This is a genomic window from Ruminobacter sp. RM87, assembly GCF_000701925.1.
Lineage (GTDB): Bacteria > Pseudomonadota > Gammaproteobacteria > Enterobacterales > Succinivibrionaceae > Ruminobacter > Ruminobacter amylophilus.
Map to the genome: position 1 here is coordinate 79064 of NZ_JNKD01000002.1, position 24191 is coordinate 103254.

A 24191-nucleotide genomic window follows, 5' to 3' on the forward strand; every position below is an offset into this window, starting at 1 on the left:
GATAAAGAACCATTTTATAAGGACTCTATAAGTTAGACATACCTACCGGAGTCGCGAAAATGGTCCTTTTTCATAACTACATAATCATACTTATGTATTATTTTGCGTATGTTTCGTCAGTGACTTCGTGGTCTGTCACATCGATAACTTCTTTAATCATGCCGGGGAATGCCTGTTTCAGGTTGGCTTCAATTCCCTCTGACAGTGTGATATTCACCATACTGCACCCTTTACATCCTCCTTCAAAACTGACTTTGACTACTCCGTCTTCGGAGGCACTGATCAGCTTTGCGACTCCACCGTGTGCGGCAAGACTCGGATTGACAGTGGTTCTGAAGAACAGTTCTAACCTGTCATAGAGTGAGGCATTTTCGTCAAGCATTGATTTCTTTAGGTTAGGGGCTTTGAATGTAAGAGTACTTTTATTCTCACTGTTTGTTTTAAAGTCTATGACGGCACCTTCAAGGTAAGGCTGACTTGATACGTCAATAACCACATCAAAACCGTTGTAATTAAAAATGTCATCAGATCCTGTCACGGAGTTCTTGGGACAGTATAGAATTCCGCACTCTACTCCAGGAGTTCCCGGATTGGAAACGAATACTCTGATTTTTGTTTCTGGGGCCTGAGTTTTAAGGAGCTGAACAAAATATTCTTCAGCTTTTGGGGTAATTTTAATCATGTGGATCACCTGTCCGTATTATGGAAAATATTGTCTAGCAATACCGTAAGTAAATACATGCAAGATACCCAATCACATTATTTATGTCAAGATCGGGGACCAGACCGTATCAAATGTTAAATTTTAATGACTTGGTACTGAAAAAATAAATCCAGTGGAAAGATATAGATGTTGATAGAGAATGATTTTGTAATGTTTTCACTGATAAATCAATAGCGGAAAAAATAATCATTTCGCAAAGCATAAATTTTTACAATTTTTTGATTTATTTTTATAGACTAATTTGTTTAAATCTCTTAAAATCAGACATGTTTATTTAAATCTTCTTAAATAATTGGAGTAACCATAAAAATGGCAAAGTTTGATAAGTCAGTATTAGAAAAGTACGGCATTACCGGTACTACTGAAGTTCTTTACAATCCTTCATATGAAGTTTTATTCAACGAAGAAACTAAGGAATCTTTAGAAGGTTTTGATAAGGGTCAGGAAACCGAGCTCGGTGCTGTTAACGTAATGACCGGTGTATATACCGGCCGTTCACCAAAGGATAAGTTCATCGTTGATGACGAAAACTCTCACGATACCGTATGGTGGACTTCTGACGAATACAAGAACGACAACCACAGAGCATCTAAGGAAGCTTGGGTTGCTGTTAAGGATTTAGCAAAGAAGGAACTTTCTAACAAGAAGTTATACGTTGTTGATGGTTTCTGTGGTGCTAACAAAGACACTCGTATGAAGGTTCGCTTCATCGTTGAAGTAGCTTGGCAGGCTCATTTCGTAACCAACATGTTCCTCCGTCCTCAGTCAGAAGCTGATTTCGAACAGGAACCAGATTTTATCGTTTACAACGCATCAAAGGCAAAGGTTACCAACTACAAGGAATTAGGTCTTAATTCTGAAACTGCAGTAGTATTCAACGTAACCACCAAGGAACAGGTTATTTTAAATACCTGGTACGGCGGCGAAATGAAGAAGGGTATGTTCTCTATGATGAACTACTACCTCCCATTAAAGGGTATCGCTTCAATGCACTGCTCTGCTAACACCGATATGAACGGTGAAAACACCGCTATTTTCTTCGGTCTGTCAGGTACTGGTAAGACCACCCTTTCTACCGATCCAAAGCGTAAGCTCATCGGTGATGACGAACATGGTTGGGATGACAATGGTGTATTCAACTTCGAAGGTGGTTGCTACGCAAAGGTTATCAACTTAGATGCTGAATCTGAACCAGATATCTACAATGCAATTCGTCGTGACGCTCTTCTCGAAAACGTAACTGTAGATGCTAACGGTAAGATCGACTTCACTGATAAGTCTGTAACTGAAAACACCCGTGTTTCTTACCCAATTTATCACATCAAGAACATTCAGCGCCCAATTTCTGCTGGTCCAGCTGCTAAGCAGGTTATCTTCTTATCTGCTGATGCTTTCGGTGTTCTTCCTCCAGTATCTATCCTTGATAAGGATCAGACTCAGTACTACTTCTTATCAGGCTTTACTGCTAAGTTAGCAGGTACCGAACGTGGTATTACTGAACCTACCCCAACCTTCTCTGCATGTTTTGGTCAGGCATTCCTTGAATTACACCCAACCAAGTATGCTGAAGAACTTGTTAAGCACATGGAAAAGAGCGGTGCTAAGGCATACCTCGTTAACACTGGTTGGAATGGTACCGGTAAGCGTATTTCTATTCGTGATACTCGTGGTATCATCGATGCTATCCTTGATCACTCAATCGATCAGGCTGAAACCAAGACCATTCCATTATTCAACTTCGTAGTTCCTACCAAGTTAAACGGTGTTGACACCAACATCCTTGACCCACGTAACACCTACGCAAGCGCTTCTGAATGGGAAGTTAAGGCTAAGGATCTTGCTCAGCGTTTCATCAACAACTTCAAGAAGTATGAAACCAACGAAGCTGGTAAGGCTCTTGTTAAGGCTGGTCCACAGCTTTAATATGCTGTCTGAATACAGTTATTAACTGTTAATTATGAAAACCATGCTGACTTCAGCATGGTTTTTTCTTTGGAGGGTATTATGGCTTTTAAGTTTGTTACACCAGAGGGACATCAGCTAATTAAAAAAGAGTTTGATGAAATTTGGGAAAATATTCGTCCTAAAGTTGTGGAAAAACTGGCATGGGCTGCATCACTTGGAGATCGTAGTGAAAATGCTGATTATCAGTATAATAAACAGTTATTGCGTCAGATTGACAGACGGGTAAAGTTTTTGACTGATACCTTAAAGAATACTGAGATATTGGATCGCAGTGCTGATGGTATTAGAGATAATAAGGTCTATTTTGGTGCATATGTTGAAATTGAAAATGATGATGGTGAAATTTTGCATGTGCATATTGTCAATACAGCTGAAGTATATGGCAGAAAAGGGTTTATTTCGTACGAAAGTCCAATCGCCAGAGGTATATTGAATAAAACCATCGATGACGATGCTGATGTTATTACTCCTAAGGGAAAGGTAACATGGTATATCAATAAAATTTCGTATACTCCGGAAGAATGGTTTGGACCTATTGATAAACCTCAGTTTAATTTCTCAGGAGATCATGAATATGCTCCGGTTGAAATTTTAAGTGATGAAGAACTTAAGAAAATTAAGGATGAATATCTTAAGACGCTAGTTAAATAGTTTGTATATTCTCTAAAGGATCATTTATTAAAAGACGCTATTTTCTGGTTCTAATAGCGTCTTTTCTGTCAGTTGTAGTATTTGTCCAGAAACAGCTGTAGCTGTTCATTGAAATCAGATGTCTGGGTAATGAAGGGGGCATGGGAGCTCTGTTCGAATACTATGGTATGACTGTTTTCCTTGGTGCTCCAGATACTTTTAGTTGATGCAGGGCATAACCTATCCTTCAGACCGTACATATGAAGAGACGGACAGCTTATTCGTGATATGTTATTACGCAAATCCTCGTCCATCAGAGTTTTCAGTCCTGCCTGTAATTCATAGTACGAAGGTGCTGGAACTTCTGATATAAGCTGTTTGATAATTCTGATATCTTCTCTCATTCTTTCTGAACCCATTGCCTGCAGACTTAGAAATTTATCTATAACCGCCTGACAGTTGTTTTGAGAAATAAGTGATGAGAATTTTTTTAGTAATTTTGCATCTGTTCCGGGCCATCCGGTTTCAGGTTCTGAAGTGAATCTTGGTGAGCATGAAACTGTTACAAGAGCCTTGATGTGTTTTGAATTTGTTATACAGAACTTCTGAGCAAGTATCCCTCCGAGAGACCAGCCAAGAAGTGCACAGTTTTCAGGAATTGTTTCTTCTAATGAGTTTACAATACCATCACATCTGTTTGCAGGAATACAGTTATTAATTCCATAACCTGGCATATCAATAAGAACAATTCTGTATTTTGATTTCAGAGATTCGACAATAGGGTAGAACACTTTACTGCAAATACCCCAGCCATGGATCATGGCTATGGTTTTATGATTATCTGAACCAATCACTTCTGTCTGTAGTTTCATGATGGTACCCTCCGATTTAAGTCATACTTATATTGTATGTTATTTATCTAATAAATTGGGCAATATTTGTGGAGTTTGTCGGACGACATCATGTAAATTAAATACTACATGTCCGTTTTGTCGGCTGTTTTAAAGAGTGCAGAAACTCTATCAGAACTTTATGATACTTCGTGATTATTAAAATAATTTGAGTGTTGGCAAAGATGTTGCATAAATGATCTCATGAGTTACTTAGTAATTTGGAGATCTGTATGAAGAATATTTTAAGAACAGGAATTCTTTCCTCATCAATACTGGGTTCGACAGTTGCTTTTGCAGAAGAAGCTGCACCGGAAGTGTCGAGTTCTGATAATGGATTTATAATGATATGTACCGCTCTGGTAATATTGATGTCTTTGCCGGGCATCGGTTTGTTTTACGGCGGTCTGGTAAGAGCCAAGAACATGTTGTCCATACTGGTACAGTCCGTTGTGATTTTTGCTGTAATTTTTGTACTGTGGACAATTTATGGTTATACGTTTGCTTTCGGAACAAACTCAAGTGGATTTTTAAACTATTTCATGGGCAATCTGGACAAGTTTCTCATGCTTGGCGTTACTCCTGATACAGCAACAGGTTCCTTATCAGATTTTACTTTCTTTTCATTCCAAGGTGCCTTCGCGGCAATCAGTTCGTGTCTGATAATAGGTGCTTTAGCAGAAAGAATCAAGTTCAGTGCACTACTGTTTGTAATAGCGTTCTGGTTTACTTTCTCATACATCCCTTTATGCCACATGGTGTGGGGCGGTGGATATATTGATTCAGCCTGGCATGCATATGACTTTGCTGGCGGTACCGTGGTTCATATCAATGCCTCTATCTGTGCTCTCGTCGGTGCGTTTTTCCTGGGCAAGCGTATAGGTTTCGGTCGTGAAAACATGACTCCACACAGCCTTGTTATGACCATGATTGGTGCTTCATTACTGTGGGTAGGCTGGTTTGGATTCAATGCAGGTTCAGAATTAACTGCCGACGGTACTTCTGCTCTGGCTTTTGCAAATACCTGTGTAGCCCCGGCCGCTGCAACACTTTCATGGCTTGCTGCTGAATGGGTTCTTTTAGGAAAGCCTTCACTGCTTGGTGCATGTTCTGGTGCGATAGCCGGTCTGGTTGCAATTACTCCAGCATGTGCTTTCGTTGGTGTGGGTGGTGCACTGATAATTGGGGCTGTTGCAGGTGTTATCTGCCTGTGGTCAGTTCACGTTCTTAAGAGAATGTTAAGAGTGGATGATGCTCTTGATGTATTCGGTGTTCATGGTATCGGTGGTATAACCGGAGCCCTTCTGTCAGGTGTTTTCTGTGCCCCTGCTCTTGGTGGCGTGGGTTATCATGAAGGATGGGAAACAATGCTCGGTCAATTCACAGGTCAATTCGCTTCTGTTGTTATATCAATTGTATGGTGCGGTGTAGCTTCTATCGCTGCCTTCTATATTGCCGGTAAGCTGTTTGGCGGATTAAGAGTTCCAATGGATGAGGAACGTGAAGGCTTAGATTTAACAAGCCATGGTGAAAGAGCTTACAATCTGATGTAAGTATCAACCTTGAAAGAAAAGGGAGAAAGTTTTCTCCCTTTTTTTTGTCTGCAATTGAATCGATGCAGGAAAAATGTAATTACAGATTATCGTGCTGTAATCATGCATTATGCAATGGAATGAGGCATGTTTAATTACCATGCACTGTTTTGCAATTTAGTGATGCTGATGTTTTTTGGCTTCTTTTATTATTTCAATAACATCGTCGTGTTCGAATGTGTAGGTTTTACGGCAGTAATGACATTCTGTTGTTATATGTCCATCCTGCTGAAGAATTGATGCCAATTCATCCGGGTTGAGGTGGGAAAGCATTTCTTTATAATGTTCCCGTGAACAGTTGCACTTGAATGATACAGATTTTTCTCTATCAGGGTAAAGTGTTACAGATTCCTGATTGTATAGTCTGTAAAGTATTTCTCTGTTGTTAAGAGAAAGAATTTCTGCCATGGTTGTTGTGTCTGTAAGAACAGAAACATGTTCAAAATCTTCCTTTTGTTTTGTCGGATTCTTTGTTGGAAGTGCCTGAATAATGATTCCTGCTGCTCTGCCTGAGTTGTTGGCATCACTGTATATCCATATTTTTGTTGGAACCTGCACAGATTGAGTAAAATAGTCTTCAAGACATTCAGCCAGCGAATTCTTGGAAATATCAATAATTCCTTTGTATGGATTGCCGACTTTCGGCATGATATCAATCGTCATGATTGAATCCCGAGTCAGCAGCTGGTTAAACGGAGTATTTTCATCAATCTTGCTGTCAAAAGAAGCCAGACCTCTGGTTTCGTTTCTTTCATTACTGTTTAATACGGCATATTTGAAATATTTTCCTCCGCCTCTTACCTGAAGCATGATTTCACCTTCAAATTTAAGTTTTGAGGCCATGAGGCATACCGCAACCTGCATTTCTGCAAGCAGATTCTGTATGCACTTTGGATAGGAATGTCCTTCAAGAAGTCCTTTTATGGCGTTGTTTGTCTGAACAATATCTCCGTGCAGGTCATAGTCATTGAATTCAAATGAAAGAATTTTATCAAAACTGCTAAGAGCACTCTTTTGATTCAGCTCAGTAATTGTTTTGCTGAATTCTTCGTTTTTATCTTGTAATGTTGTCATGTCTGTCTCCTAGGCAATACGGGGTAATGTTTTATAAATCTGACTGATGCTTGAAATTTAACAGCTCTCTTCTCTGTTTTTTATCCGGCTTGTTTTCAGGATGAGGGGCAAACAGAACCTGCATACGGTGTTCTTCTGCCTGCTTTTCGCGACGGGAGATGCTTTCAGGTGTTTCCTCATACAGAGTTCTGGCTATAGCTGCTTTCTGTCTCTGATCACTCAGACCGAGGACAGTAATCTCGATTTTATTGAATCCCTGCCATAGCTCAATTTTGGCTCCGACTTCCACAATTCGCCCTGGTTTGGTGCGGTAGTTATTGTAGTGAACTTTTCCACCCTCTATCATGTCTTTAGCTATAGACCTTGTTTTGTAGAACCTGGCAGCCCAAAGCCATTTATCTAGGCGAATGCCTTTGTCTGTATCAGAGTTTTCAGTGTTAGCCATAATTCTCTTTTAGTGATTTATATAAAAAAACATCAAAAAAAATTGTTAAACATTTTACAAATTTAAAGCAATTTCGTACGATTATAGGATGTATGAATTTAATGTGGGGTGGAGTTTGTTATGATTTCTATAGAAACGCTAAAAAAACGTTTTTTTGAGAAAAAACAAAGCAAAGACTCATCAGCTGAAAATGCTCATACCAACGTGAATTCCTCAACTAAAAGCCCACAGCATCTTGACAGATATTATACAAAAATTTCTGCGTATTTGTTTTATCTTTTGACATTTGTAGTCTGCTATGAGGCAGCTGTCTTTTTTTGGCATAAAATTCCATATAAAAGTCCTGCATTAGCAGGTCTTACGCCTCAGGAGTTAAAGAAAATTCAATCTCCAGGAAACAGTGTAAAGTTGAGCAATTACAGTCTTTTTGGTGTAGAACCGGCAAATCAGCCTGTTCAGCAGAACAAGTCTCCAGCTGCCACGCGTTCAAAACTTGACGTAAAAATTACAGGTATTTCATACAGTTCAGACCCTAAGAGAGGGGCTGTGGTGTTTGTGATGAAGGGGATTGAAAATGTATATTCGGTAGGTGAAAAAATCGAAGGTACAAATGCCGTTATCTCTCAGATAAAACCACAGGAAATAGTTATCAATAATGCCGGTGTGGAAGAGGTTATCAAGTTACCTGAAGATATCTTCGTATCTGCGCCTTCCGAATCATCTCAGGCAAAGGATTCAAAAAAGAATCAGACATCAAAAATTGATAAAGGTGAGTTACAGACGGTTCGTACGGAATTACTCAGTAATCCTGGAAATCTATTCAATTACATAAATATTTCTCCAGCCCAGAAAGATGGAAAGATTATAGGGTATGAACTTAATCCTGGCAGTGAAGGGAAGTTGTTTATAGACGCAGGTTTAAAAGCAGGGGACATTGCTGTGGAAATTAATGGTAAGGACCTTACTGACAGTGCTCAGGCCATGGCTGTGATGGGGGAGTTGCAGAACATGACCCAGATAAATATAGTTGTAGATCGTAACGGCTCAAAAGAAACAATCGTTTTAGACATTCAGTAAACGGTGAATAATAATGAAAATCAACAGTCTCAAAAAATCTTGTTGTGCAGTGGCTCTTTCTCTGGCATTGTTTGGATATGGTTCAGTTCTCAATGCCGCGGAATTTTCAGCAAGTTTTAAGGGTACTGATATTAATGAATTTATCAGTACGGTAGGAAAAAATCTCAATAAAAATTTTATAGTTGATCCTGCCGTGCGTGGAAAAATCAATGTACGCAGTTACGATTTGCTGAACGAGGAAGAGTATTATCAGTTCTTTTTAAGCGTGCTTGAGGTTTACGGTTATGCCGTAGTTGAAACAGATCACAACGTGTACAAAGTCGTCAGATCCGCCGTGGCTAAAACAGCCGGTGTTCCAGTGAGCGAGTCAGGAGGAATCGGTGATGAGATGATCACTAGAGTTGTTCCTGTAAGAAATGTGAGTGTAAGGGAACTGGCCCCGCTGTTAAGAGGACTTATCGATAATCAGGGGGCCGGTAACGTCGTTCATTATGAACCGTCTAATGTTCTGCTTATTACCGGCAGGGCTCAGGTGGTAAACAGGCTTGCCGACATTGTTAACAGAGTTGATAAGGCCGGTAATCAGGAGGTAGAGATTGTTAAGCTTGAACATGCCTCAGCCAATGAAGTTGTACGTGTTGTAAACTCCATTATCAAAGAAGACGCATCAAAATCAGCAACGTCAGCACTTCTTACGCCGAAGATGGTTGCTGATGAAAGAACAAATTCTGTAGTGGTTTCCGGTGAACCGAGAGCTCGTGAAAGGGTTATTAAAATCATTAATAAGCTTGACATGGATCAGGCATCATCAGGAAATACCAGGGTATTCTATTTAAGATATGCCAAGGCCGCTGAGGTTATTGAAACACTTAATGGCGTGAGCAAGTCAATAACCGGAAACGACGGGGCATCAAACGGAACATCCTCAGGTGCCAAGATAAATATTTACAGCAACGAAGCTACAAATTCGATTATAGTTAATGCTGAACCCAATTATATAAAAGAAATTGAAAACATCATTAGAAAGCTCGATATTAAAAGGGCTCAGGTCCTGGTTGAAGCGATAATTGTGGAAATCAGCGACAGCACAAGTGCTTCACTTGGTATTCAGTGGGGTAACACCTCCGGAGGAATGGTTCAGTTCACGGGAAGTCAGGTTCCGGTGTCCAATCTTGTTACAACTTCCGGAATTTCTTCATTGGCAAAGCTTAATGGCGGCGGTATCGGTTTTTACAGCGGAAACTGGTTTGGTCTGCTGTCCATGGTACAGGCCGATTCACGTAATGATGTTCTGTCCACGCCTAGTATCATAACCATGGATAATGAAGAAGCTGAATTTAATGTCGGTCAGGAAGTTCCTGTTAAAACAGGTACACAGACAAGTACTTCCGATACATCCGTAAGATATGACACTATTGAAAGAAAGACAGTTGGTACAAAACTCAAATTTACTCCGCAAATCAATGAAGGAGACAGTGTAATGCTGACTCTTGAACAGGAAGTTTCAAGTGTTAACAGCAGCAGTGCCAAAGATGAAAATGGGGCAACTTTTGATGTAAGAACCATTAAGAATTCAGTACTTGTAAAGAGCGGTGATACTGTTGTTCTTGGCGGATTGATGAATAATCAGACCGTTGAGAGTGTAACCAAGGTTCCGTTTTTGGGAGATATTCCTATTTTGGGAGAATTGTTTAAGTATACCTCCAGTTCGTATGAAAAGAGAAATCTGATGGTATTTCTTCGTCCTATTATTTTGCGTGAAGATGGTGATTACGCTGAACTTTCTGCGGCAAAGTATTCCATGTTCAGAAATGAACAGCTTCAGCGCAACAAACGGGGGCTGAGACTTTTGCCTATAACTTTATCAACACCTGTCATGCCTGAGCTTAATTCGACAATAGTCATAGCTCCTGATGTTATTCAGGTGGTAAACAGTAATGAACCTAAGTAATCAGCAAGATGGACGGAGCTGTGATAAATGTCTGATCTGAATGATATTGATACTGTAGATATTGAAAAGGTCGTTTCTGTTGAAAATGGCGGAGAGGAGCCTGTACAGGCTTCACCAGATCCGTTAAAGAGCATTATTTCCGCAGTTGAACCTGAAGCCGTTCCTGCCGATGAGCTGAGACTTCCGTTCCTTTTTGCCAGGGATAAAGGAGTTCTTCTGGCGTCAGATAACGGAAATGTTTATCTTTTCTTCAAGGAACAGCCTTCCATGGATGTGCTTCTCGAGGTAAGACGTTTTGCCGGAAGAAATTTCGGACTGAAGAAGCTGCCGGCTGAAGATTTTGACAATCTGCTGACTGACTTGTATCAGAATGATGATTCTGAAGCCCAAAGAATTGCCAGCAACATGGGTGATGACGTGGAGGATTTGAGCCTTTCAGACGATCTTAATAAAGCAGATCTTCTGGATAACAGTGAAAATTCACCGATGGTAAGGTTTATAAATGCCATGCTGGCGCAGGCCGTAAAGGAAGAAGCTTCAGATATTCATATTGAACCATATGAAAATAAGCTTGTTATAAGATTTCGTGTGGATGGTGTTCTGCATGAAAATATATCTCTAGAACGAAAATTTACACCTTATCTGATATCACGCATCAAGGTTATGGCCAAACTGGATATTTCTGAAAAGAGAATTCCTCAGGATGGCCGTATTTCCTTGGTAGTAGGCGGAAAAACTGTAGACGTGCGTGTTTCTACCATTCCTACCAGTTACAGCGAACGTATTGTAATGCGACTTCTTGATAAGAACAGTGTACGTCTGGAATTGAGTCAGCTGGGTATGACTCCGGCAATTGCGGAGAAATTCGGCAGGCTTATCAGAATGCCTCACGGAATTATTCTTGTAACCGGACCAACAGGTTCAGGTAAGAGTACAACTCTGTACGCAGGTATTTCTGAAATCAATACCAAAGACAGAAATATACTGACCGTAGAAGATCCTGTTGAATACGATCTGGAGGGGATTGGTCAGACTCCGGTAAATCCGAAAGTTGATATGACCTTTGCGAGAGCACTGCGTGCTATTCTGCGTCAGGACCCTGATGTGGTTATGATAGGGGAAATCCGTGACCATGAAACAGCAGAGATAGCAGTTCAGGCATCACTGACAGGTCACCTTGTTTTATCTACACTTCATACAAATACAGCTGTTGGTGCAATAACCCGTTTAAAGGACATGGGAATTGAGCCGTTCCTTCTCTCTACCTCGCTTCTGGCTGTTCTGGCTCAGAGACTTGTTCGTACTCTGTGTCCGTACTGCAAGCAGCCGGTAGTTACTTCAGCTCATGATATGGAGATTTTGGGAATTGACCATCCTGTAACAATTTATAAACCGGTTGGCTGCAGCGAATGTAATAATACTGGTTACAAGGGGCGCTGCGGCATTCATGAGCTTGTCGAGGTCAATAATGATGTTCAGCTGGCAATCCACAGCCCTGATGGAGAGGTTGCCATCGAAAAAGTAGTAAGACCATACACTCCTACTATCAGAGATGACGGTTTTTCAAAGGTTCTTGCCGGAAAAACTTCTCTGGAGGAAGTTATGCGTGTAACTAGCGGGGAATAAGACTAATGGCAACGTATCAGTACACGGCTGTTGACAAGACAGGTAAATCGAAGAAGGGAACAGTGGAAGCCGATTCTCCCAAGAGTGCCCGTGCTAAAATTAAAGAACTTGGACTGATTCCTTCTGATGTCCGTGAAGGTGTACTGAAGACTTCCGCCGGCAGTAACAGCAGTAGCGGTTTTTCTTTTTCATCCTTGTTTGAACCGAGAATGTCCAACGCTAACCTGTGTCTTGTTACCCGTCAGATAGCAACACTTGTTTCGTCATCCATGCCATTGGAAGAGACATTGAGAGCTGTGGCACAGCAGAGTGAAAATCCTAAGCATGCGGCTATTATTAATTCTGTACGTGAGAAGGTGTGTGAAGGTTTGACGCTGGCAGATTCTATGCGTAAATTTCCAAAGGTCTTTGATGATCTGTACGTGTCAATGGTGGCCGCAGGTGAAAAGTCCGGCCATTTGGATGAAGTACTGGAACGACTGGCTGATTACACTGAAAACAAACAGGAACTCAAGGCCAAGGTAACACAGGCCCTGATATATCCGATTGTGCTGTCAGTGGTAGCAGTTTCGGTTATCGGTATCCTGCTTTCCACAGTGGTACCGAAAGTGGTTGAGCAGTTCGTGCATATGAATGCCACTCTGCCTAAGTCAACTTTAATAATGATTGGACTGTCCAATTTTGTCAGACATTACGGCATATTGATTCTTATGGTTTTGGGTGTTGGACTCTGTGCTTTTTCCGTTGCCATGAGAAATCCGGTTTTTAAGAAAAAAATTCATGCCATGATTCTTAAGTTACCAGTGATAGGCAAGGTAAGCAGGTCATTAAATACCGCCAGATATGCCCAAACTTTATGTATACTTCATTCAAGTGCCGTGCCTCTTATTGAAGGCATGAGAGTGGCAAGTGATACTTTGACTAATCTCGTGGCAAAGGACAGATTGTCTGAAGCATCAGAAAAGGTACGTGAAGGTAAAGGGCTCAGCCGTTCGCTTAGAGAGACAAAGCTTTTTACTCCCATGATGCTGCACATGATTGCATCAGGTGAAAAGAGCGGTGAATTGGATAATATGCTGGGCAGAGCTGCTACTAATCAGAGTAATGAATTTAAAAGAAATGTGGCCATGGCTCTGGCCGTGTTTGAACCCATGCTTATAGTTGGTATGGCGGTAATCGTCCTTTTTATAGTTATATCAATACTGCAGCCTCTATTGCAGATGAATACAATGGTCGGTGGCAGATAATTTAATGTGTGTACAAATTTATTGAATAGTATTTTGGAGTAACAATGTCTAGAAATAAAGGTTTTACGCTTCTGGAAATAATGGTTGTAATCGTTATTCTTGGTCTGTTGGCTGCGATGGTGGCGCCAAATGTAATGGGAAGCCTTGATGAAGCAAACATCAGCAAGGTTAAGACTGATATTCAGGGGTTGGAAACAGCTCTCAAGATGTATCAGATGGACGTTAAGAGATTTCCAACTACGGATCAGGGGCTTAACGCTCTTGTAAGCAAGCCTACTTCAGCACCGGTTCCAAAGAAATACCGCAGCGGTGGCTATGTGGAAAAGCTTACCAATGACCCATGGGACAGCCCTTATTATTACAAGATGCCTGGTGATCACGGTAAGTACGATGTATTCAGTGCCGGTCCAGATGGTGAAGCAGGGACCTGTGATGATATCGGTAACTGGAATGTTGATACCGTGACCACAGAAACTCTGGATGCCTGCACCAGTAATTAATGGTGCGTTTTTAACACTGAACCTGCATAGACTGATGCCGGAGTTTTCATGAAAAATAACGGTTTTACCTTAATTGAAATTTTGATGGTAATTCTCATTATGGGGATTTCAGCATCAGTAGTATCAATGACTCTTCCCGGAGACGACAGTCTTGCCGGCAGTGCCTCAGAACAGGCCGACAAACTGTTACTTATTATGGAAGAGATTTCCGACAGGGCATCAATGGAAGGGCGGATTATAGGTCTTCGGGTAAAACCAGACGGATACACTTTTCTGTATCAGACACCGAACGGCAATAAGAAGCTTACGAATCTCTCCGTTGAACAGCAGATGTTTTTGTCCTACTGGGATCAGCTGACCTGGAGTCCCTATAATGTTGAAGGTATTGCAACAGATGTTACTTTTGATGAGGGGATCAAGGCAGAACTGAAAGTCGGCGGAATGAAAGTCGAGACAAAAGACGAAACACTTGACGAAGTTGATTTTGATAAACAGGCAAGAGACGTGGAAAAACGCAATTGGCCGCAGATTCTGTTTTATCCTACTGGTGAGGTGACCCCCTTCAGGCTGAGACTTATTCCTGAAGAAGGTGACGATAAGAATAATCCCATAATGATAATAGCCACTGAAACGGGACGCTTCAGACTTTTTGACTCTGAAAAGGACAGGCTCTGAGATGAAAAAGAAAAATAAAGGAATGACATTGCTGGAAGTGATGATTGCTCTGGTTATTTTTGCACTTACATCTTCAGCGGTGATGAATGTTATTTACAATACCATGCACGGATTATCCGGAATGGAGGAGTCTTATTTCGGGCAGATGGTGGCAGATAATGTTCTCAGTCAGATAAAGTTAAACAAGATCTGGCCGAGCAACAGCTGGGTAAATGATAAACAGGAGCTGGCCGGAAGAACCTGGTATTATCGGTATCGCGGGCAGAATACACAGGATGTTAATTTCCGATCTCTTGAAGTTGAGGTCTTTATAACGTCTAAAACCAATACTGATACACCTGTGGCATATTTGAGAACCTATGTGAGTAAATAACATGCGTAGATTTCAGGCTTTTACTCTGATTGAGGTTCTGTTATCGATTGTCATTATGGCAATTCTGGCTCAGGCTACATATAAAATAATAACCGGAGTCATTAATGCTGATAGTGTGGTTGAAGAGAATTCTGCCAGATTTGTAGAATTGCAGAAGGCTTTTTCTGTTGTGGATAGAGACTTTTCGCAGGCTGTTCCCCGTCAATTCAGATATGACGGATCTTCAAGCAAAATAATTATTGAGGTTGGGGAAAATAAGTATCAGTCAGATGGGGTAGGGGTGTCTTTTTCTGTTGGAGGCAGTCTAAATCCCGGGGCAATGCTGCCAAGAGGCGAAATTACCAGAGTTTGGTACAGACTTAAGAATAAGGAATTACAGAGAGCCACGTATCCTTTTCCGGACACTGTTGTGGGGTTTGAACCTGAATTTGAACCTGTTTTAAGTGGCGTTAATTCTTTTAAGCTTAATTTTTATAAATCAGGTTCGTGGACAAAAGACTGGCAGAACAAGATGTCTTTGCCTGGAGGATTTAAGATTGAAATTGAGCTGGAAGATTACGGTAAGATAGAAAAGACCATTTATGTTATAGCCGGTGAACATTAATGAAGAAAAACAATGGAACTGCACTGATAATGGCTCTGCTTGCCATAGCTATAATGATTATCACCGCTACCACAATAGCAGTGCGGTATAACCGCGTCTTTTTTATAACCAGCAATGCCGACCTTGTACAGACATCAAAATGGTATGTTGACGGTATTGAAGGTATCATCAAAAAATACATGATAGATGATTTCAAAAAAACAAAGTCAAAAGTGTATTTGGGAATGAACTGGGCTCAGCCTAATCAGGTGATCCCTTTGGACGATTCCGTAATAAGCGGTACCGTTTATGATGAGATGGCATGTTTTAATATAAATTCCCTGAATAACAATCTTTCAATTGATACTTCCAGTGAGTCGGCAATTCTGAACACTGACTACAGATTGCTGAAGAAAACATATCCCGCACTTGTTTTTACACAACTGATAATTTCCGCAGGAGCGGATGAAAACACTGCTGACACCATTGTGGATTCGGCAATGGACTGGATTGATACGGATTCCGATATGAGGTCTTCAGTAGGTGCTGAAGATCAGTATTATTCATCTATACCGAGTCCCCATCTTACGGCTCAAGGAAGGTTTTACGATAAGAGTGAACTTAGAGCTATAAGAGGCATGACACCTGAAATTTACAGAAGGCTTGAACCGTTGATATGTGCACTTCCGACTTCAGATATGAATGTGAGTATCAATACTCTGACTTTTAAAAAGGCACCGTTGCTGTCAGCAATGTTTTTAGGGACCATGGATTTTGATACGGCGTTAAATGTCATAAACAAGGAGCGTCCGGAATACGGATGGGATACTGCAGACGGTTTCTTAAATAATTCAGTTATACAAAAATATACGGATGCCATGAACGGATTGAAAACCAGACTGCAGAAGACGGTTGTTACTAATTCAAATTATTTCGTGGCAAATATTAAAGTATCTTTCGGAGAGCATGAATTTGCATTTCGAACCAGATTTTACAGAGATTCTGATACCAGTCTTGTCGTGTATCAGCGCTTAAGGGGTGAACTTAATGAGTGAGTATCTTTTTATTCGTCCTAATTTATCTTTCCCCAGAGATTACAGTTGGTTTGCATATGATGATGCATCAAAAAATATAATTTCAAGCGGGCATAATGCAACGATTGAAGAATTGGCTCAGACTAATTCCGGCTCACCGGAACGTATAGTGGTTTTGCTTTATCCTGCATCCTCTATGACTTTTAAAAAGATTACCTTTCCGGGAAAACTAAAGAAGAGCGCATATAATTCACTGCTGTATGTGATTGAAGATGATTTTGCGGAAGATGTTGACGATTTCTCTGTCAGGGTTTTGGAAAGACAGGGGAATGATTATCAGGTTGTTATTTACAAACACACAGAACTCAGAAATCTTGAAAAAGCCCTTGAGCTTCTCGGTCTGAGTGTCGATATTATTGTACCTGATGTTTTAACCATTCCTTACCCTGATAAGAATCAAGCTGATTTTGCAGGTTATCTCCTGAAGTATGACAATGTATGGCTAGTCAGATATGATAAGAATACCGGAATGGAAATTCAGGAAGACTGGCTTCCTATGATTGAAGGAAGTGAAGACGAAAAGAAAAAATATATTTCACTGAGTGAGCTTCCTGGGGAGTTTAAAGAAAAGTGGGAGGAATCACTTGTTGAATCTGCCGAGAAGGTAATTGCTGAGGGAACAATAAAAAGCAAAATAAACTTATCGTCAAAGCAGAGAAAAATTAATTACCACGTTAAGTTTGTCAGATCCTGGATAAAGGTGGCTGTTCTGATTGTAATCATGTTCAGTCTGTGGTTTGTTAATATGTCATATAAAACAAAGTCGATAATTCGTGAGACCATGGACTATCGCAATCAGCAAAGAATTATTTTTAATCAGATTAATCATCAGACAGGAAATGTTGATGACCCGGTTGGAAAAATGAAGGCGCTGATTGAAAATTCATCACCGATCGGTACTGATGAAGGTTTCGTGGATCTGTCAAAAATAATGGTACCGTATGTGTATTCCAAGAAAAACATTGAGATGGTAAGCCTTAAGTTTGACAGACCTAAAAAGACTTTTACACTTCAGTTTTTAACAGACGGCAGTTTTGACAAGGAAGCTTTTTTAAAAGGTTTAAGTCCTGATTTTTCCGGTAGCTTTATTGAATCCAAGCCAAGCCGTGACAGAATGTTGAATACAGTTCAGTTAAGGAGATTAAAGTAATGAAAGAAAAAATTCAGGCTTTGATGCAGAAACTGAGCTCTGTGTCATCAGGTAAATTTTCTCTATCAGGAGCAAACTTAAAAAAAGGTCTCAGCCATAAGACCTCAAGAGAGAAGGTGATTTTGGCGGTGGGTATTACAATAGCAGTCTTCATGTTCCTGTTTGTTGTCGGTATCAGGCCTAAATTGAACCAGTTAAAGAACGCTCAACTGAGTTTAGACAGGGCAAAGAGCGGGTATAATTATATCCTTCAAAACGCATCAAGAGTTTCTCCTCAGGATGTTACCAGACCGGATTTGGGCAGACGTATGGAAGAATGCGTCGTTATAGCCGCAAGAAACAACAAAATTAAAGGTGTGAATGTCATTTCTGACTACAACAAGGAAAAGAATAAAGTTAAGGTTCAGACCGATGAAGCGGCAAGTTATATATCAGTAATGAACTTTGTTACAGAACTTGAAAACAGGTTTGGTGTTACCGTGGATCAGATTACGCTTGATAAACAGGGGGACGGAATCGTATATATATCCAACATGATTCTAGTCAGATTGGATAAAGGGGAATATGATGATTAAAAAGATTATTGTCAGGACATTGTTTATAATCGTTGTATTTATTTTCTTTGTTCTTTATCTGGCCCCTGCGAATAAACTTGTATCCATGATAGATCTTCCTAATAATGTCAGACTGTACGATGTTAGAGGGGATCTGTGGAACGGTCATGTTGAAACAGTTGATATTGATAATATTCGTCTAAGTAAGATTGACTGGAAATTCAACATGTTTACTCTGTTTTTTTCCAAAGGTGTAGCCATAACGGTTTCTGATCCTGAAATATTGACGGGAGCATGTGATGTTAATGTTCTTAGTCTTAACAAAGAAGTCAGGATAAAGAATGCAAAATTTGACAGCTATCTTGAAAAGGTCATTCCCTTATTAAAACTTCCTATACAGCTTAAGGTAGAAGGTGGAATAAGAGGTAATCTGGAAACGGTTCTTTTTGATAACAAAGGAAATTTTAACAGTATCGACGGAGTTATTACTCTTAATGATGTATTGGTTCAGCATCCGTTTGATGCAGAAACGCTCATAGATGTGGGCAGAATCAATGTTGAAATTAAAGGAGACAAACGTAATCTTAAGATACAGATAAAACAGGATTCTGACGTTTTCTCTTTTAATGGAGACATCAGTGTAGTTAATATGTCTGAATATGATTTAACAGGCGGGTTGAGGCCAAAGGGAGCTATTCCTGATAAAGTGGGTGCACTCATTGGCATGCTGGGAAAGCCAGGGACTGACGGACAGATTAAAATTAAGTATAAAGGGCGTATGTAGAATGAAATACAGTCATGTTCTCCCAAAAATACTAGGAGTAAAGGAAGTTACCAGAAGCCGCTTATTCAGAGTCGAAGGTGTTGATCTCGAATTTTCAAACGGCGTTAAGACAACGTATGAGAGGCTTGCCGGAGGCAACGGAGCCGTAATGGTTGTTCCCTACGATTCAGAAAAAAAGGCTTTTGTATTTACAAGAGAATACTGTGTCGGAACTGAGAAGTATGAACTTGGTTTTGTAAAGGGAAAAATAGATGCAGGTGAAACCCCGCTGGAGGCTGCTGAACGAGAACTTGGCGAGGAGATAGGGTTAGGTGCTGAACAGTTTACCTTGTTGAGAACTCTTAATTTCGCTCCCGGATTTATGGGGCTTAAGCTTCATCTGGTTATGGCGGTAAATCTGTCAGAACATCGTCTTGACAGTGGAGACGAACCAGAGGCCATTGAAAGGGAGTATGTACCTTTGGACAGAATAATGTCTCTCCTATACGACGATGACTCAGAGCTTTGTGAAGCAAGATGCATAACCGGGGTTGTACTGGCACTGAAAAAATTGAATTTACCTTTATGAATATGGATAAAAAAAGAATATCCGTTCGTAATTCTCATTCCTGATAAATCAGAGAAACAAACGATAAAAAATCAGTCTTATTCAGAGACTGATTTTTTTGTGTGTTATTAATTTTATATGAGATATCCGATATTTTATAATGAAAATTTTGTAAAAAATATGTTAAATTTCAATTAAAATTTGATTAATGTCAGAATTTTTGAAAACGTTTTATGTTATTCTTTCAAATTATTGAAATGAAAATCGGGTGTTTTTATTTCCTTATTTTTTCTTTTTTATCCATTTTGATAGACGGAGTATCTAGATGAGCTTAAATAACTTTAGAGTTAAACTTCTAAGTTTGGCTGTATCTTCCGCTGTGTTGGCATTTGCGCCTAATTTGGCGTTTGCCAAGAATTACGAGAGTGAAATGGTTATTATTCATCCATTTCAGTGGTCATATGACAGTATAGCAAAGGAATGTACAGAATACCTTGGACCTGCTGGTTTTGACGGTGTTCAGATTTCACAGCCAGCCGAACACGCAAATAAAGAAAATGTCTGGTGGGCCGTTTATCAGCCTGTTAATTTTAATAATTTTACAACCATGACAGGTAATGAAACGCAGCTTAAAAACATGATAAAAGCCTGTAATGAAGCTGGTGTAAAGGTTTTTGCTGACGCCGTATTTAATCAGAGACCTAACGACGGTGTAGGTCTTGGTGGCTCTACTTACGGAAACAACAGCTATCCAGATGGTTTTAACGACGGCGATTTTCATCATAATGGCTGTTCGGTAAGTAATTATTCCGATGAATGGAACGTAAGACAGTGTGCTCTTCTTGGAATGACGGATACTGCCACAGATAATTCAAGCACTCAGGACAAAATTGCTGATTTTCTGGTTAAACTTATGGACATGGGTGTTTACGGTTTCCGTATAGATGCTGCTAAGCACATGCACTATAACGACATTAATGCCATCATGGAGAAAACTGCAGCAAAAGCAGGAAAAAGACCTCCGATTTATATGGAAGTTATCGGTAATTCCAAGGAAGCTCCAGATATTCAGCCGAACAAATATACCTTTATTGATAATTCAGTAGTAACTGATTTCAGCTATGTTGACCGCATGAAGGAAATATTTGATAACGGTGATTATGGTAGTGCTTTAACTTTCGGGCTTGCTGTAGACAGTGATAATGCTGAGGTATTCGTAAACAATCACGATGATGAATATCATCGCTGTTCAGCTGGAAGCTGTTCTATGGGAACTCAGGAAAATCCTAAATATAATCTTGCTCAGTCATGGCTTGCAGTGTGGCCTAAAGGTAAGGTTAGACAGATTTATTCAGGTTATAAGTTCAATTCTCACGATCCTGCCGGTCCGATAAGTGCGGACCGTTGTCAGGGAGGCTGGTTATGTCAGCATCGTGTGCCTTTTGTTCTTAATGCTCCAAGGTTTGCCAGAGCAACACGTGGCGAAGCGGTATCTACCAGTGGATTTAGTGACAATGTACTGTGGTTTAATAGAGGCTCAAAGGGTTTCTATGCCATGAATACCAGCGGCAGTGACGTAACCAAGAGCTTCAATGTGACTATGGCTGACGGTACTTATTGTGATATCCTCGGGGCAACTGATCCTAAGAATAATCCTTGCGGTTCGGATATAACTGTAAGTGGTGGAAAAATTACTGTTACCATTCCTTCAATGAGTGCCATTGCAATCTGTACTGACTCACAGTGGTGCGGCAAAGGAGTAGATCCCTGTGAAACAGATCCGAATGGAGCAGCCTGCTTATGTAAGGGATCTCAGACCACTGACGGTATATGTGTGTCTTACTGTCAGAAGTATCCTGAAACAGAAGGTTGTTACTGTTTAACAAACCCAACTGATTCAAGCTGTGTTTCCATTCCAGCAACCAAGAATAATTTGTGTTATGCCGGTACTTCAAATTCATGGAAGTTTGATCCTATGACTTACAGCAAGTCAACCGGTTACTGGACTGTTGATGTAACTCTTACCGGAGCTGATAAGCAGAGATTTAAGGTTGCCGAAGGCTGTGCATGGACCGGAAATGTATATGGTGCATCCGGAACACCTGGTAAGTTAGCAATTAATACTTCTACTGATGGTGATGAATATACTACTCTGACAGGTGACTACACCTTAAAGATTAAAGATGCGGACATGACTTATGAATTTGTGAAAGCAGGTTCTTCCAATCATGACCCTGTTGCAGGTTTTACCACCCAAATTAATGGTCTTACCGTCACCTTTACCAACACATCAAAGGATGAAGATGGTGATACATTAACTTACAGTTGGAATTTCGGTAATGGAAAGACCTCAACAGATAAGAATCCATCAGTAACATATGATGAAAAGGGAACGTATCACGTAACACTTACTGTAACTGACCCAAGCAAGGCAAGCAATACAGCAGAAGAAGATGTAACTGTAGGTGGTGGCGAAACTACCGGTTATGCCAAGACTGCGATCAGAACTTCTCATGATAATTATGGAACTCATGAGTTAATCAAAAAGTCAGCAAGCAGTTCAGAGTGGACCGGTGAATTCAACTTTACCGAAGCTACAAGCTTTAAGATTGAAGCTCTTCCTAACAGCAAGGATCAGTGTATTTTCTTAGGCGGTAAGGCAGGTGAAGCATTAAAGGCTTCCGGTGATTTCATCAGTGTTGAAGCAGGTGAATACACTATAACCTTCAATGAATCAACAAAGGTTCTTACTGTTACCAAGAAAGAAACCGTAGTTGACGATAAGAAAGCAAACTGTGACAAGGATGGAAGTACCAATAACTGTGAAACTTCAAGCCTTGCATACACCTTCCTTGGTGCATCATACACTCCGACAGCAACTACATTCAGACTATGGTCTCCTGATTCATCAAATGTTTCAGTAACCGTTAACGGTCAGACGTACACTATGTCCAAAACCAACGTTTCCGGATATTCTGATGTTTATGAAGCAGTTGTTGAAGGCGATCTTGACGGTAAGGAATATCAGTTCAAGGTTAACGGAAGCGATGTTCACGACCCATACGGTAAGATGGTAAAGCCTACTAACTACACTGGTACCGGTGCAGTTGCTGAAAACAATGTAAACATCGTTATGAACATGCGTGATACCGATCTTCCTAACGGATGGGCCGAACGTCCTGCTTTAAAGGAAAGAGAAGATTCAATTGTTTATGAAGTACATGTACGTGACTTCACCATTGACAGTTCCTCTGGTGTTTCAGCTGCCAATCGCGGTCGTTACCTCGGTATGGTTGAGGCAGGAACTACCAATTCAAAAGGTTTAAAGACCGGTCTTGATCATTTGAAAGATCTCGGCATAACTCACGTTCAGTTACTTCCGGTATATGATTACGGTACCTGTTCAAATGTTGATTCTCAGGATTCATCATGCTACAACTGGGGTTATGATCCTGTAAACTTCAACGTTCCTGAAGATCGTTACACATCCGTATTCGGTACTGAAAACTACAAGCAGAAGGTTAAGGAATTCAAGACCATGGTTGATGAATTCCACAAGAACGGCATTCGTGTAATTATGGACGTGGTATATAACCATACTTACAGCAAGGATGTATTCTCTAAGATTTCCGGTAAGTACTACACTTCAGTAGATTTATCCGGATGCGGTAATTCAGTTGATGCCAAGAATGACATGGTAAGTCGTTTTATCCGTGATTCTCTTGAATACTGGGCTACTGAATACAATATTGACGGTTTCCGCTTCGACCTCGTTGGCATATTTGATGTGTCTGACTTCAAGGAATGGGGTGAATATCTCAATAATAAATATCCTGATCGTAAATTCCTTATGTATGGTGAACCATGGAACGGTTACGCTACTGATCCTTCAGAAAGCACCCGTGTAAGACTTGGAACAATCAGAAATGCGGCTAGCGGTCACGTTGGCGTATTTAACGGTAAATATCGTGAATGCCTCAAGGGTGGCAGTGATAATGCGGTCGGAGGCTTCCTCTTCAACAAAACTTATTCTGACGTCGGCGATGTTGATGGAAACTTCGGTTGTGTAATGGCCGGTATCAAAGGTGGTGTAGGTGACAGCACCAATACATGGACTCCGCTGTTTGCTGCAGATCCAGAACAGGCAGTTCAGTACATTACCGCTCATGATAATCTGAACTGGACTGACAAGATCACCAAGATGGGAGCTACAGGAGATTACGCTAAACGTTTACAGGCGTACGGTAATGGCGTAATTCTTGTGAGCCAGGGTATTCCGTTTATCCATGCAGGTGAAGAATTTGGCCGTACCAAAAATATGAATGAAAATTCATATAAATCAGCAGACGGTTCAAACGATATCAAATGGGATGTAAAGACTTCTTACAAGGATACTTTTGATTATTACAAGAATCTTATTGCAATGCGTAAGGCTCATCCTGCATTCCGCATGACTACAAAGACTCTGATTGAAAATAATATCAAAGGTTCACAGAATAACGGAGCCATTGTTGTTGATATTAATGGTCAGGCCGTGGGTGACAGCTGGTCCTCAATCAAGATGGTTATTAACAGTGGTAATAACTTAACCATTGATGGAGTTGACGGCTGGAAGAAAAAAGTTCATGCTGTTACCGTTAACGACGACGGTACCACCGGAACTAATGTGGCTGAAGGTACAGCAGTGACAATTTGGTATAAGTAAGAAGT

21 protein-coding genes are annotated in these 24191 nt (G+C 40.5%); 17 read left to right on the forward strand and 4 right to left on the reverse strand.

From position 1 onward, the window contains the following. Positions 1–97: 97 nt before the first annotated feature. Entirely contained in the window at positions 98–682 is a 585-nt protein-coding gene (locus T489_RS0101160) for a NifU family protein (protein WP_031578218.1), read from the reverse strand. Between the two features lie 351 nt (positions 683–1033). Here T489_RS0101160 and pckA point away from each other — a divergent pair, with 351 nt between their 5' ends. Together pckA and greB are read left to right on the forward strand one after the other, a co-directional pair. Further along, a complete protein-coding gene (gene pckA / locus T489_RS0101165; protein ID WP_031578219.1) occupies positions 1034–2647 on the forward strand; it encodes a phosphoenolpyruvate carboxykinase (ATP) in 1614 nt (537 codons plus the stop codon). Between the two features lie 81 nt (positions 2648–2728). Next, positions 2729–3340, forward strand: a complete 612-nt coding sequence (gene greB / locus T489_RS0101170) for a transcription elongation factor GreB (protein ID WP_084155355.1) — start codon at positions 2729–2731, stop codon at positions 3338–3340. A 68-nt stretch (positions 3341–3408) separates the two neighbouring features. Here the strand turns inward: greB and T489_RS0101175 are convergent, their stop codons facing one another. After that, positions 3409–4191 carry an alpha/beta fold hydrolase gene (locus T489_RS0101175; RefSeq protein ID WP_031578222.1) on the reverse strand — a complete coding sequence of 261 codons (783 nt, stop codon included), beginning with the start codon at positions 4189–4191 and terminating at the stop codon, positions 3409–3411. A 251-nt stretch (positions 4192–4442) separates the two neighbouring features. On the opposite strand from T489_RS0101175, the gene T489_RS0101180 reads away from it, so the two are divergent. Further along, positions 4443–5762, forward strand: coding sequence for an ammonium transporter (locus T489_RS0101180; RefSeq protein WP_093140637.1), 1320 nt, complete (start codon positions 4443–4445; stop codon positions 5760–5762). Between the two features lie 156 nt (positions 5763–5918). On the opposite strand, the gene T489_RS0101185 is transcribed toward T489_RS0101180, so the two are convergent. Beyond that, the gene (locus tag T489_RS0101185) at positions 5919–6875 is read right to left on the reverse strand and encodes an Hsp33 family molecular chaperone HslO (protein ID WP_031578224.1); all 957 of its coding nucleotides are present in this window, start codon (positions 6873–6875) and stop codon (positions 5919–5921) included. A gap of 31 nt (positions 6876–6906) precedes the next feature. Further along, complete coding sequence (gene hslR, locus T489_RS0101190; protein ID WP_031578225.1) at positions 6907–7320, reverse strand: ribosome-associated heat shock protein Hsp15; 414 nt, start codon at positions 7318–7320, stop codon at positions 6907–6909. Positions 7321–7440: 120 nt separating this feature from the next. Here hslR and gspC point away from each other — a divergent pair, with 120 nt between their 5' ends. The 14 genes from gspC (at position 7441) to T489_RS13970 (ending at position 24186) form a co-directional block, all read left to right on the forward strand. After that, positions 7441–8397 carry a type II secretion system protein GspC gene (gene gspC / locus T489_RS0101195; protein WP_031578226.1) on the forward strand — a complete coding sequence of 319 codons (957 nt, stop codon included), beginning with the start codon at positions 7441–7443 and terminating at the stop codon, positions 8395–8397. A 13-nt stretch (positions 8398–8410) separates the two neighbouring features. Further along, complete coding sequence (gene gspD / locus T489_RS0101200; protein WP_084155356.1) at positions 8411–10348, forward strand: type II secretion system secretin GspD; 1938 nt, start codon at positions 8411–8413, stop codon at positions 10346–10348. Positions 10349–10375: 27 nt separating this feature from the next. Beyond that, positions 10376–11974, forward strand: a complete 1599-nt coding sequence (gspE, locus tag T489_RS0101205; protein ID WP_084155357.1) for a type II secretion system ATPase GspE — start codon at positions 10376–10378, stop codon at positions 11972–11974. Positions 11975–11979: 5 nt separating this feature from the next. Beyond that, entirely contained in the window at positions 11980–13221 is a 1242-nt protein-coding gene (gene gspF, locus T489_RS0101210; protein ID WP_031578229.1) for a type II secretion system inner membrane protein GspF, read from the forward strand. A 44-nt stretch (positions 13222–13265) separates the two neighbouring features. Continuing rightward, entirely contained in the window at positions 13266–13721 is a 456-nt protein-coding gene (gene gspG / locus T489_RS0101215) for a type II secretion system major pseudopilin GspG (protein ID WP_051621692.1), read from the forward strand. Positions 13722–13769: 48 nt separating this feature from the next. Continuing rightward, positions 13770–14396, forward strand: a complete 627-nt coding sequence (gene gspH, locus T489_RS0101220; RefSeq protein ID WP_031578231.1) for a type II secretion system minor pseudopilin GspH — start codon at positions 13770–13772, stop codon at positions 14394–14396. Position 14397: 1 nt separating this feature from the next. After that, a complete protein-coding gene (gene gspI / locus T489_RS0101225; protein WP_031578232.1) occupies positions 14398–14769 on the forward strand; it encodes a type II secretion system minor pseudopilin GspI in 372 nt (123 codons plus the stop codon). A gap of 1 nt (position 14770) precedes the next feature. Further along, positions 14771–15373, forward strand: coding sequence for a type II secretion system minor pseudopilin GspJ (gene gspJ / locus T489_RS0101230; protein WP_031578233.1), 603 nt, complete (start codon positions 14771–14773; stop codon positions 15371–15373). Next, the gene (gene gspK, locus T489_RS0101235) at positions 15373–16407 is read left to right on the forward strand and encodes a type II secretion system minor pseudopilin GspK (RefSeq protein ID WP_031578234.1); all 1035 of its coding nucleotides are present in this window, start codon (positions 15373–15375) and stop codon (positions 16405–16407) included. Before gspJ ends, gspK begins: the two co-directional genes overlap by 1 nt. Further along, the gene (gene gspL / locus T489_RS0101240) at positions 16400–17596 is read left to right on the forward strand and encodes a type II secretion system protein GspL (RefSeq protein WP_031578235.1); all 1197 of its coding nucleotides are present in this window, start codon (positions 16400–16402) and stop codon (positions 17594–17596) included. The genes gspK and gspL overlap by 8 nt, the downstream gene beginning before the upstream one ends. Then, the gene (gene gspM / locus T489_RS0101245; protein ID WP_031578236.1) at positions 17596–18171 is read left to right on the forward strand and encodes a type II secretion system protein GspM; all 576 of its coding nucleotides are present in this window, start codon (positions 17596–17598) and stop codon (positions 18169–18171) included. The genes gspL and gspM overlap by 1 nt, the downstream gene beginning before the upstream one ends. Further along, positions 18164–18934 (forward strand): type II secretion system protein N, encoded by a 771-nt coding sequence (gene gspN, locus T489_RS0101250; RefSeq protein WP_031578237.1) that lies wholly within the window; start codon positions 18164–18166, stop codon positions 18932–18934. The genes gspM and gspN overlap by 8 nt, the downstream gene beginning before the upstream one ends. Before the next feature lies 1 nt (position 18935). Then, a complete protein-coding gene (nudE, locus tag T489_RS0101255) occupies positions 18936–19502 on the forward strand; it encodes an ADP compounds hydrolase NudE (RefSeq protein ID WP_031578238.1) in 567 nt (188 codons plus the stop codon). Between the two features lie 304 nt (positions 19503–19806). After that, a complete protein-coding gene (locus T489_RS13970) occupies positions 19807–24186 on the forward strand; it encodes an alpha-amylase family glycosyl hydrolase (protein WP_051621693.1) in 4380 nt (1459 codons plus the stop codon). Positions 24187–24191 lie beyond the last annotated feature (5 nt).